The sequence below is a fragment of the Thermodesulfobacteriota bacterium genome (assembly GCA_040756475.1).
Taxonomy (GTDB): Bacteria; Desulfobacterota; Deferrisomatia; order Deferrisomatales; family JACRMM01; genus JBFLZB01.
Map to the genome: position 1 here is coordinate 1 of JBFLZB010000140.1, position 11732 is coordinate 11732.

The 11732-nt window shown below is 69.1% G+C and carries 11 protein-coding genes and 3 pseudogenes; 7 read left to right on the forward strand and 7 right to left on the reverse strand.

Annotated elements, in window-relative coordinates:
• The 5 genes and pseudogenes from AB1578_17055 to AB1578_17075 all read left to right on the forward strand — a co-directional run.
• On the forward strand, positions 1-387 hold a 387-nt coding region (locus AB1578_17055; GenBank protein ID MEW6489611.1), incomplete at its 5' end, for a transposase.
• A 61-nt stretch (positions 388-448) separates the two neighbouring features.
• Complete coding sequence (locus tag AB1578_17060) at positions 449-619, forward strand: hypothetical protein (protein MEW6489612.1); 171 nt, start codon at positions 449-451, stop codon at positions 617-619.
• Positions 616-663, forward strand: a pseudogene (locus AB1578_17065) (hypothetical protein). The gene AB1578_17060 and the pseudogene AB1578_17065 overlap by 4 nt, the downstream one beginning before the upstream one ends.
• Before the next feature lie 258 nt (positions 664-921).
• Positions 922-1211 (forward strand): annotated as a pseudogene (locus tag AB1578_17070) (type II toxin-antitoxin system RelE/ParE family toxin).
• Positions 1212-1221: 10 nt separating this feature from the next.
• A pseudogene (locus AB1578_17075) lies at positions 1222-1518 on the forward strand (addiction module antidote protein).
• Positions 1519-1829: 311 nt separating this feature from the next.
• Here AB1578_17075 and AB1578_17080 read toward each other — a convergent pair.
• From AB1578_17080 to AB1578_17090, 3 genes are all read right to left on the reverse strand, one after another.
• Positions 1830-2105 carry a plasmid stabilization protein gene (locus AB1578_17080; GenBank protein MEW6489613.1) on the reverse strand — a complete coding sequence of 92 codons (276 nt, stop codon included), beginning with the start codon at positions 2103-2105 and terminating at the stop codon, positions 1830-1832.
• Entirely contained in the window at positions 2102-2365 is a 264-nt protein-coding gene (locus AB1578_17085) for a type II toxin-antitoxin system Phd/YefM family antitoxin (GenBank protein ID MEW6489614.1), read from the reverse strand. The genes AB1578_17080 and AB1578_17085 overlap by 4 nt, the downstream gene beginning before the upstream one ends.
• A 562-nt stretch (positions 2366-2927) precedes the next feature.
• Complete coding sequence (locus AB1578_17090) at positions 2928-3524, reverse strand: tetratricopeptide repeat protein (GenBank protein MEW6489615.1); 597 nt, start codon at positions 3522-3524, stop codon at positions 2928-2930.
• A gap of 203 nt (positions 3525-3727) precedes the next feature.
• Here AB1578_17090 and AB1578_17095 point away from each other — a divergent pair, with 203 nt between their 5' ends.
• Together AB1578_17095 and AB1578_17100 are read left to right on the forward strand one after the other, a co-directional pair.
• Positions 3728-5002 carry an HD-GYP domain-containing protein gene (locus AB1578_17095; protein MEW6489616.1) on the forward strand — a complete coding sequence of 425 codons (1275 nt, stop codon included), beginning with the start codon at positions 3728-3730 and terminating at the stop codon, positions 5000-5002.
• 82 nt (positions 5003-5084) lie between these two features.
• Entirely contained in the window at positions 5085-5642 is a 558-nt protein-coding gene (locus AB1578_17100) for a biotin transporter BioY (protein MEW6489617.1), read from the forward strand.
• A 31-nt stretch (positions 5643-5673) separates the two neighbouring features.
• On the opposite strand, the gene AB1578_17105 is transcribed toward AB1578_17100, so the two are convergent.
• The 4 genes from AB1578_17105 to AB1578_17120 form a co-directional block, all read right to left on the reverse strand.
• Complete coding sequence (locus tag AB1578_17105; GenBank protein ID MEW6489618.1) at positions 5674-6264, reverse strand: 2-oxoacid:acceptor oxidoreductase family protein; 591 nt, start codon at positions 6262-6264, stop codon at positions 5674-5676.
• Positions 6261-8120 (reverse strand): thiamine pyrophosphate-dependent enzyme, encoded by a 1860-nt coding sequence (locus AB1578_17110; GenBank protein ID MEW6489619.1) that lies wholly within the window; start codon positions 8118-8120, stop codon positions 6261-6263. Before AB1578_17110 ends, AB1578_17105 begins: the two co-directional genes overlap by 4 nt.
• Before the next feature lie 361 nt (positions 8121-8481).
• Positions 8482-10818 carry an MMPL family transporter gene (locus AB1578_17115; GenBank protein ID MEW6489620.1) on the reverse strand — a complete coding sequence of 779 codons (2337 nt, stop codon included), beginning with the start codon at positions 10816-10818 and terminating at the stop codon, positions 8482-8484.
• 15 nt (positions 10819-10833) lie between these two features.
• Positions 10834-11732: YCF48-related protein (locus AB1578_17120; protein MEW6489621.1), on the reverse strand; the 899-nt coding region annotated here is incomplete at its 5' end.

An 11732-nucleotide genomic window follows, 5' to 3' on the forward strand; every position in this document is an offset into this window, starting at 1 on the left:
TGGGTTCTGCTCCCCGACCACCTGCACTGCCTGTGGACGCTCCCGCCGGGGGACAGCGATTTCTCGACGCGCTGGCGGCTGGTGAAGGGATTTGTTTCGAGAGCGCTGGCCCCGGTCACGAAGGCCGCCGCAACCCCGAGTCGCCTGCGCACGGGCGAGAAGAGCCTCTGGCAGCGCCGCTTCTGGGAGCACACGATCCGGGACGACCGGGACTTCGCGGCCCACTGCGAGTACATCCACTACAACCCCGTGAAGCACGGTCTGTGCCGGTCGCCTGCCGACTGGCCGTGGTCGACCCTGGGGCGGTACGTGGCCGACGGATCATACCCTGCCGGCTGGGATGAAGAGCGTGAGCCCTCACTGCCGGAGGAGGTGGGACGCGAGTGAGGGTGTTGGTGGGTCCGCTTCGCTTGACCCACCCTACGCGCTCGGCGCGCTGGAACGCGGGGTGGCGGAGGGGCGGCTCGGGGAGGCCGAAGCGGCCCTGCGGGCCCAGCCCCTGGTGGCCTTTACCCGCCACGCGGCGGCCCGGGGGTTCCGGCAGACGATACTGCGGGGCAGACAGGAAGGACGAGGAGAGGAAGGAAGAGGGGCGGCGTCCGAGGCTCGAACCGGGTGATCCGCGGCGGCAGCTGGAACAACAACCCGTGGAACTTGCGGTCGGCGATCCGCAACAACAACGGGCCCGACAACCGCAACAACAACCTCGGGCTGCGCCTGGTCTTGCCCCAGCTCGGAGAGGAGGCCGGAGGCCCTCGTCGAACCGGACGCCGTCCCGCCCGCCGGCCCCCGGGGCCGGCGGCGAAGAGGAGCCCCGCCGTGGCGCGGGCAAAGCGGCGAGGGGCTGGTAGCCCGAGGGCGAAGGTCCCTCGCCGTTTCTTCCACCTTGATCGCTTGTATCCTATGAGTTACAGTCCCCTCGTGACGACGATCCAGACGACCGAGCGCTTTCGCTCGTGGTTTGCAGGTTTGCGCGACGCGCGAGCGCGGGCCCGCATCGAGGCGCGGCTCCGCAAGGCCGGGCTGGGCCATCTGGGAGATTGCGCGCCGGTGGGCGAAGGTATTTCAGAGATGCGAATTCACTGCGGGCCGGGATTCGGGTGTACTTCGTGCAGCGCGGCGCAGAGCTGATCATCCTGTTGGCCGGTGGCGACAAGGGTTCGCAAGCGAAGGACATCAACGCCGCGCAGACGTTGGCGCGGAAGTTGTAGGAGGGACGGGATGACGACCCCCGATCTGCGTCCGTGGGATGCGGCGGAGCACCTCAAGACCGAAGAAGATATCGTGCTCTACTTCGAGGCCTGCCTCGAAGAGGACCCCGGAGACGGCAGCCTGGTGCGCGCCGCGCTCGGCGACATCGCCCGCGCCCGGGGCATGAGCCAGCTTTCCCGCGAGACGGGCCTGGCGCGGGAGGGCCTCTACAAAGCACTGTCCGCGGACGGCAACCCCGAGTTCGCCACCGTGATGAAGGTGATCAAGGCCCTGGGCCTCAAGCTCCACGGCATGACCGGGCATGCGCGGCAGGTCTCCGAGGGCGCTGGTACCCGGACGGTCGAAGGCGAGGGGGACGGGCGAGGGGGAGGGGCGAGTGGGACAGTTCGGGGCGAGAGGGGCGTTCGTGCAGAAGAGCGTTGTTGCCCGGCCATGGGAGGGAGTCGGCTCGCGCCGGGAAGGGCTAAGTGGTAGATGGACGGGGGGACGTAGATGCACAAGTGCATTGGCCCGCTTCCCCGGCCAACGGAGCAGGAAAGAGGCGTCTTGAGGTGGTGGCGCGGTCCGAGGCTCGAACCTGTGGCAGGGTGCCAGGGTTGGGGGCGTCGGAGGGGCCGTCAGTAGACCGTGTCGTGGTCCCCGACGTCCACGGGGACGATCTCGTTGCCCTCGATGAGGAACTCCAGGGTGATGCGGTACGACAGGGTGATGGAGACCGAGTGGAGGTCTGCGAGGCGTCCCGCGAGCCGGTGGAGGCGCAAGGAGGGGTGGAACGGGTCGGCCTCGAGGAGTTGCAGCGTTTTCACATACGGGCGCTTGAGCTCGGGGTGCCGTTTGAGGAAGCGGCGGGCGCGCTTCTCATACTGCTGGGTGAAGACGAGGACGTACCTCATTCCTCGTCTTCCCGCTCCATCCGTTCCACGTGGGCTTCAGCACTCTCGCGGACCGCGCTGCCGGTGGCCAGGTCGCTCCGGGTCTGCGCCAGCGCCGCTTCCAACTCGCACTCTCTCAGGTAGTGGAATTGCTCGAGGGGCATGACCACGTAGCGGTTCTTCCCCCGCACCGAGATCGTGGCCTCCCGTTCGTCCGCGAGCGCGCTCTCGATGGCGGCGATGCCCCGAGTCTTCAGTTCGTTTGCGCTGATCGCCACCATGGAAGCCTCCCTCCTTGCCTGAATCGCACTGTGGACAGCACCGAAAATGGTACGACTCTGTTCGGTGCGGGTCAAGCGTCACCGCGGCGTCAGTTGTCGGTGGTGTCGCGGGTTGAGTCGGAGGGGGGGACGACCCGGAGGGGGAACGTTGCTCGTTTGGTCAAAGGCGAGGGGCTCGGGCAGAAGAGCGTGGCTACCCGGCCATGGGAGGGAGTCGGCTCCCGCCGGGAAGGGCTAATACTACACCGAGGGCCGGTCGGAGGTCGCTCGTGCACAAGAGCATAGCCCCCGCCATTTTCACGACTCGGTGGCCCGGTGGCATCCTCCTGAACAGGCCGCCGACCGGACCTCCCGCGCGTCACTCCGGCGGCGAGGGGTGGTAGCCGGAGGGCGAAGGTCCCTCGCCGCCTTGCTCGGGTTGACTTCTTGTTCCCGAGAAATGGTGGGTCCGCTTCGCTTGAACCACCCTACGGTTCTGGTGACGCCTGTGCGATTCCGGCCGCCCGTTTCTGACCTGAGACCCGCGGTTCGTCCTGTGGGCATGTGCCGGGCAGCCGGCCATCTACTGTCCTTGCAGGGTCTCGATCTCGCGGCGGATCTTCTCGGCCATCTCGGCGGGCGGGTTGCGGGCGAGGTAGCTCCTCCAGGCCAGGATGGCCCCGGGTACGTCGTTCAGGTCGTAGCGCAGCACCACCCCGAGGTTCAGGAGGCTGTTGAGGTGACTGGGGGCGAGCTCCGCGGCCCGCCGGAACTCGGCGGCTGCCTGCTCGAAGTCTCCGATGCTGCGCAACATGATGGCCCGGTCGGTGATCACGTCGGGGTTGGCGGGCTCCAGCTCGAGAGCCCGGGTGTAGGCGTCGATCGACTCCATGTACTGGTCGGTGTCGAAGTACAGGTTTCCGAGGCGCGTCCAGGCGGCGGCGTTCCCGGGGTTTTGCGCCACGATGTTGCGAAGCTCGCGAATTTCCGCGGTGAGCGTACCCATCGCGGTTCCGGGGGGCGCCACCACCGGCGCCGGCCCGGCAGCGGACGGGGGCAGGGGGCCGGTGGTGTCCTTGAGCCCCCAGCCCATGACGAAGCCGACGATCCACCCGGCTACCAGGCACCCCACGCCCACCAGCACCATCTGATCGAAGCTTACAGTCCGCTTGGACGACATGACTCCTCCCGTGGGGGCCTCCGCGCCCCGGCCAGCGTGAACGGGCACTGATACCCGTTCCTTCGAAGCCCTGTCAAGTCGCGCCGCGCCAAGGCATTTGCGCGTGCGCGTCTGCTTTCGTTCAAGCGGTGCCCCAAACGGCCGATCCGTAGGGGGTGGCGGCCCGGGTCGCGGGCGGCGATGCCGAGGAGCGGGAGGTTTCGGTGATCAAGAAGGTCCGCGTCGAGGATCTGGAGGTCGGGATGTTCGTGGACGACTTCAACGTCCCCTGGCTCGACCATCCGTTTCTCACCAACAAGAAGAAGCTCAAGAGCGCCGGCGAGATCGACCTCCTGAAGCAGCACGGGGTCCAGGAGGTCTACATCGACACGCGCCGGGGTGTGGACAGCTCCCGGGCGGTGCCCCGGGACGAAGCCGATGCCGAGGTGGGGGAGGAGATGCTGCGGTCTGCGCCTGCGGGACCCGAGGAGCCCGACGCGCCCGAACCGGCGACGCCGGGGGATGCCACCCCCTTCGAGCAGGAACTGCGCAAGGCGAAGGAAGTGTACGTCGAGGCCAAGGTGATGGTGCAGGACCTCCTCCAGGAGGCGCGGCTGGGCAAGAGCGTGGACGGGGAGCGGGCGGCCGTGACCGTGGACAAGATGGTGGACTCCATCTTCCGCAATCGGGATGCCCTGGCGAGTCTCTCGCGCCTGAAGAGCTTCGACGACTACACCTTCCAGCACTCGCTCAACGTGAGCGTGCTCGCCCTGACCCTGGGGCGGCACCTGGGGATCGTGAAGGGGGAGCTGCGGCGGCTCGGCATCGGGGCGGTGCTCCACGACGTGGGGAAGATGCGGGTGCCCGAGGAGATCTTGAACAAGCCCGGCCGTCTCACCGACGAGGAATTCGCCGTGATGAAGGGCCACCCGCTCCACGGCGCCAAGATCCTCATGGGCACCCCGGACGTGCCCGACGAGTGCTCGGCGGTTGCCCTCAACCACCACGAGCGGTTCAACGGCCGAGGCTACCCCCGGGGGATCGAGGGGCTCCACATCGGCAAATTCGGGCTCATCTCGGCCATCGTGGACGTGTACGACGCCATCACCTCGGACCGCGTCTACCACAAGGGGATGCCCAGCCACCAGGCGGTGCAGAAGATCTACGAGTGGGGAAAGACCGATTTCTACCCGATCTACGTGCAGAAGTTCATCCAGTGCCTGGGCATCTATCCCATCGGCTCCATCGTGCAGCTGGACACCGGAGAGGTGGGTGTGGTGTGCCGGCAGAACCACCAGGCGCTCCTCAGGCCCCGGGTGCGGCTGGTGCGGGGGCCCGCCAGCCAGCCCCTGAGTCGCCTCGTCGACGTGGATCTCACCGAAGCCGATCCGCGGCAGGAAAGACCGTTCCGGCGCACGGTGGTCGCCACCCTGGAGGTGGCGGAGGCTGGGGTGGACGTGGAGTCGGTGCTCCTGCCCGAAGAGCGGACTGCGGCATAGTAAACCTGTCAAATATTTTTGGTTGACAGCAATCTGTTGCCCCCCTATGCTTCGCGCCCGGAACCTGGACAGGAGGAATCCCGTGGCGCGCACCCCCGCTCGCGACCTCGCCCTTGCGGGCCTGTTTGCGGCGCTGACCGCCGTCGGCGCGAAACTCATGCTCCCCCTGGGCCCCGTGCCCTTCACCCTCCAACCCCTCGTGGTCTACCTGTGCGGAGTGCTCCTGCGGCCCCGGCTGGCGCTCATGGCCCAGCTCGTGTACTTGGGGGTGGGCCTCCTGGGGCTTCCGGTGTTTGCCTACGGGGGCGGACCGGGATACGTGCTCAACCCCACCTTTGGGTTCCTGGTGGGGTTTGCGCTGGGGGCCTGGGCGATCTCGCTCGTGGTCCATGGCCATGGGGGGAAGGCGTGCGGGTGGGGTAGACTCCTGGCGGGGCTGACCCTGGGGATGGCGGTCGTCTACACCTGCGGCGTCGCGGGTCTCTATCTCAACCTGGCGGTCTTCCAGGGCAAGGCCCAGGCGTTTCGGACGGTGATCCTCGGCTTCGGGTGGTTCGTGATCTTCGATCTCGTGAAGGTCGCCCTCGCCGCCCTCCTGGCCCGCCCCCTGCGCGCGGCCGTGGCGGGACGTGAGACGTGAGGGAGAGGTTGCCCAACCCCCAACCGCCCGCCTACACATCCCTCCCGGTCACGTATCGGTAGCCCCCGAAGAACGCTTCCGCTTCGGCTTCGGCCTGGGCGGGGAGGGCTTCGCGCAGACAGACGACCAGGTGGTCCCGTTCCACCACGCCGGTCACGCCTGCCAGCACCCCCAGCATGACCGCGCTCACCAGGGCGGGCGGGCCGTGGGCTCGCGCCAGCTCGCGCGCGGGTACCCAGAGGACGCGGGTCGTCCCGTAGGCTTCCTCCGCCTGCTCCCGCGACGGGTAACGTTGCCTCCGGAACCGGGCTTCGTAGGGCCGCACCGCTTCGTCCGAGAGCAGGGCCCGCCCCGACGGCGAGAGGTAGGGGGCGAGCTTCATCCCTTCCAAACGCTCCAGGCCCACGGCGAAGTGCGCCCGACCCCGGGGGATCTTGGGGCTGGGGCCGGCGGGAGAGCCCACCCGCGCGTGGGCGAGCACCGGCGAGCCCACCTGGGCCAGGCCCGACTGGGCCGTGAAATGCGCGTCATACCCCTCGCGGACTGCGGCTCGCGTCAGCACGGTAGCCAGGGTGATCACCCCCTGGCCGCCCACGCCCGCAATGACCACGTCGAGGTTCAACCCACGCGCCTTCTGGCCTTGAGGTCCCGGCGGATGGCCTTTTCCGGGCAGGCAGCGGCGCACAGGCCGCACCCGAGACACCGCACGGCGTCGATTGCGACCCGGTTCGTGGCCTCGTCCAGGTCCATGGCTGGGCATCCCACCGCCTCGATGCAGCTGGGGGAGCACTCGGGCAGCCCCGCGCACCGCTCGGGCCGAACCCGGTAGGGGATGACGGTCCGGTGGGGCAGGCGCGCCACGCAGGGCGCCTCGGCGATGACCACGTTGACCCCGGGGGACACCAGGGCGTCGGCCAGGATGCGGGTGAGGCGCCGGGTGAAGTAGGGCAGCGTCTTGCGCACCCTGCGTACGCGGGCGGCGCGAGCCAGCTCTTCGATGCTCAGGGCGTTGGCCACGGAGCCCGGTTCGCCGCGGAAGTTTCCCGGGGCCGGCTGGTACCCCGTCATGGCTGCGCAGCCGTTGTCGAGCACGAGCACGGTGAGGTTCACCCGCCGGGCCGAGGCGTTGAGGAGCGCGGGGATGCCGGCGTGGAAGAATGTGCTGTCGCCGATGGCTGCCACCACGGGCCGGTCGAGCCCGGCGTAGGCGAACCCCTGGGCGAGTGCGATGCTCGAGCCCATGGCCACCTCGGTGCGGCACAGGTCGTGGGGAGGGTTCATGCCCAGGATGGTGCACCCGATGTCCCCGCTGACCACCACCTCGTCCCGGGAAAAGCCCGCGCGGGCAATGGCCTGCTGGAGCGCCGTGTAGGTGGAGCGGTGGGGGCACCCCGGGCAGAAGGAGAGCTGGCGGGGCGCCCAGCGGCCCCGGGTCTCGGGCCGAGCCGGAACCTGCGCAGGGGCCGGGGGGGCTGCGCCGGCCAGTGTGTGCAGTGCCGGGGCCACGAGGTCGGGATCCAGGTCGCCCACCTGGGGGAGAAGGCCGTCGTGCTTTCCCAGGATCCGGGGAGGGCGGGGCAGGGTGGAAGCCAGCGCACGGACCCTCTCCTCCACGTACGGCTCCATCTCCTCCACGACCAGCACGCGGGTAGAGCGCTGGAGCACGCGCAGGATGGCGGCGTCGGGCAGGGGATTCATGACCGCGATCCGCAGGAGGTGGGGCCGGTGGGGCAGGAGGTCCAGCCCCTCCGCCACGTACCCCCAGGCAGAAGCCGAAGCAACGATTCCCAGGTCGCAGTTCCCCGTCTCCTCGCGGTTCCAGGTGGCCAGGAGCTCCCCGGCCCTCTCCAGCCGCCGCAGGGTGTCGGCGTGCTGGCGCAGGCACCGGGCCGCCCCGGCTTTGGTGTAGCGGTCCAGATCGAAGGGCACCTGGCTGGGGCGGCGCAGCCGCTCGGGCTCGCCGAGGGCGACTCCCGCCAGGGTGTTGGCGGTGGTGCTGGTGCCGCGCACCAGGATCGGGATCTCCGCCTGCTCCGAGACCTGGAAGGCGGCACGGGTCAGGTCCAGCCCCTCCTGGGGCGTGCCCGCCTCGACGATGGGGAGTTTGGCCAGCCGCGCCCACAGGCGCGAGTCTTGCTCCACCATGCCGTAGTGCATGCCCGGGTCGTCGCCCACGTAGATCACCAGGCCGCCTCGGGTGCCCGAGGTGGCGATGGAGAGCAGGGCGTCGGAGGCCACGTTGAGCCCCGACATCTTCATGGCCACGAAGGAGCGCTGACCGGCCCAACTGTGTCCCGCCGCGATCTCCACCGCCACCTTCTCGTTGACCGCCCACTCCACCCGCATCTCCTGGGGGGCGTGGGCCAGCAGGTACTCCAGCGCCGGCGTGGCCGGCGTGCCCGGATACCCCACGGCAAGGCGCGCCCCGGCCTCTACCGCGGCCCGGGCGCAGGCCTCTACGCCGAGAAGGGGCTCCATCCTGGATTCGAGAGCTTGGGAAACGGGCAAGTTGTGGGTTCCTCCGGCGGGCCCGAGCGGGGGCACTCTAGGTACCACAGCCGGCGGCGGGAGGTCAAACGGGGATGGGGCCGCGATCCGCCTCCCGGGTGGCGAGCGGGGTCCGGGAGCCCCTGCGCTTCGCCGCTGGCCAGGAAGGGCGAGTGTCGCGTAGCCCAGGAGGGGCGGGAGCGACCCCGCAATCCGCGCCAACTGGACGAGAGGTCCCTCGCGGAGCCGGTGCCCCACGCCTTAGCGCTTTCCCCCGGGTGTGGCGGATCGGTCGATGCGGTACGGGGCCCTGACCAATGGCCGGGGCTCCCGGACCCCGCCCCGGTTCCCCCTACGGACCGCCCGTTTCCCGTTTCCCTTCGGGCAGCAGCCAGCAGGCGAGCGCGGGCAGCAGCACGATGGCGCCGAGCATGTTCAGGAGGAACATGAAGGTGAGGAGCACGCCCATGTCGGCCTGGAACTTCAGCGGCGAGAAGATCCAGGTGGCGACGCCGATGGCGAGGGTGGCGCCGGTGAAGACCACGCCGTTGCCGGTGCGCCGCAACGTCATCCAGTAGGCCTCTCCGATGGGCAGCCCCTGGTCCAGGTGGTCCCGGAACCGGCTGTAGATGTAGATGCCGTAGTCCACGCCCACCCCGACCCCCAGGGCCACCACCGGCAGCGTGGAGACCTTGAGGCCGATCTCCAGGGCCGCCATGAGGGCGTAGGCCAGCAGCGATACGAGGCCCAGGGGGATGACGATGCACAGGGTGCCCCGCACCGACCGGAAGGTGACCAGGCAAAGCGCGATGACCGCCCCGAAGACGTAGAGGAGGATGGGGAACTGGGAGGCCCGGACCTCCTCGTTGGTGGCGGCCATCACGCCCACGTTGCTCGCGGCGAGGCGAAACTTCAGCCGGTCGGAGCCATGGGCCGCCTGGTACTCCTTGACGGCCGCCACCACCCGGTCGATGGTCTCGGCCTTGTGGTCCTCGGTGAAGACGAGCACCGGCAGCACGCTGCAGTCGGCGTTGAGCAGCCCCGTGGAGGTGGGCACGTAGGTGACCGACTGGACCAGCACCAGCTTGTTTCGCGACAGCTCCCGCCACTTGAGGCTTCCCTCGTTCCAACCCGAGGTGATGACCCGGGCGACCCCCGGCAGCCCCACCACCGACTGCACCCCTTCGACGTTTCGCATGTGCCACTCGAAACGGTCCACCGTGGTCATGACCTCGTAGTCGACGCACCCCTCGGGCACGGTCTCCACGATGACGGTCAGGATGTCCACGCCGATGGAGAATCGCTCGCTGATGACCTCGCTGTCGCGGTTGTAGCGGGATTCGGCGCGCAGCTCGGGCACCCCGCGGTGCAGATCCCCGATCTTCACGTCCGAGCCCTTCCACGCTCCGAACGCAAAGAGGACCGCCGTCCCCGCGAGGATCCACGCGGCGGGTCCGCGCCGGGTCACGAAGTCGAGCTTGCGCCACCCCCGGTTCACCCGCTCGGAGCGCACGCGCATCTTTTCCCGGAAGGCGTCGTCATAGTGGATGTAGCTCAGGAGCACCGGCAGAAGGACCAGGTTGGTGAGGATGATGGAGCCGACCCCCAGGCTCGCGGTCACCGCCATGTCCTGGATGACTTGGATGTCGATCAAGCGGATGGTAATGAAGCCGATGGTGTCGCTGGCGAGCGCGATACCGCCGGGAACCAGGAGGCGGCGAAAGCTGTTTTTTGCCGCCGTGAAGCCGTCGGCTCCGTCGTACACCTCGGCGCCGTTGGCGCTCACCATCTGGACCCCGTGGCTCACCCCGATGGCGAAGACCAGAAACGGCACCAGGATCCCCATGGGGTCCATGCCGTAGCCCAGGAGCGGGAGGAGTCCCAACTGCCAGACCACCGCCACCACCGAGCAGATCAGGGGCGGGACGGCGAGCTTGGGCCGCATGGCGTACACGTAGACCAGGGCCGCCGTGATGAGGAAGGTGACCGCGAAGAAGAGCACCACCCGCCGGGCACCCGCGGTGATGTCCCCGATGACCTTGGCAAACCCGATGATGTGGACGTCGACCGCGTCGCTCTCGAAGCGCTGGCGGATCTTCTCTTCCAGCAGCGCCGCCACGCCGATGTAGTCGAGCCTCTCCCCGGTGTTGGGGTCCACTTCCAAGAGCTCGGCGCTGATGATCGCGCCCGTGAAGTCGTTGGCGACCAGCCGGCCCACGTAGTTGGACTTGAGCACGTTTCTGCGGACCTGCTCCAGGTCCTCGGGGGTGTTCTGGAAGTCGTCCGGGACCACGTTGCCCCCGGAGATGCCGTCCTCGACCACCTCGGTGAACCGCACGTTGGGGGTAAACAGCGACATGACCCGCGTGCGGTCCACCCCGGGAAGGAAGAACACCTCGTCGGTGGCCTCCCGCAGCACGTCGAAGAACTGGGGGGTGTAGATGTCGCCTTCCCGTGCCATGAGGGCGATGAGCACCCGGTTGGCGCCCCCGAACTCGTCCCGATACTGGAGGAAGGTCTGCATGTACTCGTGCTTGAGGGGCAAGAGCTTGGCAAACCCGGCGTCCACCCGCAGCTGGGTGGCAGACACCGCCATGACCGCGGTGACCGCCGCAAACAGCCCGATTACCAGGGGTCGGCGGGCGAACACCAGGCGCTCGAGCGCCGATACTACCGAGGAAGCACCCATTCCCGTCCCTCTTGCCTACCGTTCCAGAACCCGCACCCCGAAGTCCCCCACGGCGATCAGGCTGCCGTCGGCCGCTTCGGCCAGGGCGGAGATGCCCTTGCGGTCTTCGTGTGCGTCGAGGACGAAGGGCGGTCTCCCGTCGGGGCTGTGCAGCACCGTGCCCTCGAGTCCCGCCACCCGAACGCTCCCGTTCCGGAGCCGGAGCCCGCAGGTGAGGCTCGCCTCGGTGCCGGTCTCCACCGGCTCCCAGGTCTCTCCTGCATCTTCCGAGCGGTAGAGGTGGCCCCGAAGGCCGAAGAGCAGCACCTCGTCCCCCTCCAGGGGCAGGGCTCCGAAGAACGAGCCCTCGTAGGGAGAGGGCAGGGCGGTCCAGGTCTCCCCCCCGTCGTCGGAGCGGTACGCGTTGCCGGCCTCGGCCGCGAGGTAGATTCTTCCCGCGGGGGAGCCGGCCACGTGATTCAGGTGCCACTCCTCGTCCGAGGGGGGCTCCTCGGTCCAGGTGGCCCCCCCGTCGCGGGTGGCGAGGAGCAGGCCATAGGCCCCCACGGCGAATCCCCGCTCCGGGTCGCGAAACCAGACGTGGAGGAGGGGTTTCTCTTCCTCCGGTGCCCACCGGCGCAGCTCCCAGGTCTCCCCCCCGTCCGCCGTGTGGAGAATGACGCCGTCGTGGCCGACGACCCAACCCTGCCGGTCGTCGACGAGGTGAACCCCGGTGAGGAGGGCGCGCACCGGCACGCGGGCTTGCGTCCAGGTGTTCCCGTGGTCCCGGGAGGTGAGAATGTGACCCCGCTCCCCCACGGCAACGGCGAGCCCGCCGAAGCTCGCCACATCGAGCAGGAGGGACCGGGCGGCGAGCCGGGCCATTACGGCGGGCTCGGGCTGGGGCCCCCCGCCGAGCCCCGGCGCCGGGACCC

What these genes read in the sequence shown, in the direction of transcription:
- AB1578_17115 (MEW6489620.1), bottom strand. Translation starts at nt 10,818, where the DNA reads ATGGGTGCTTCCTCGGTAGTATCGGCGCTCGAGCGCCTGGTGTTCGCC.
- AB1578_17090 (MEW6489615.1), bottom strand. Translation starts at nt 3,524, where the DNA reads ATGTCGTCCAAGCGGACTGTAAGCTTCGATCAGATGGTGCTGGTGGGC.
- AB1578_17085 (MEW6489614.1), bottom strand. Translation starts at nt 2,365, where the DNA reads ATGGTGGCGATCAGCGCAAACGAACTGAAGACTCGGGGCATCGCCGCC.
- AB1578_17110 (MEW6489619.1), bottom strand. Translation starts at nt 8,120, where the DNA reads ATGGAGCCCCTTCTCGGCGTAGAGGCCTGCGCCCGGGCCGCGGTAGAG.
- AB1578_17080 (MEW6489613.1), bottom strand. Translation starts at nt 2,105, where the DNA reads ATGAGGTACGTCCTCGTCTTCACCCAGCAGTATGAGAAGCGCGCCCGC.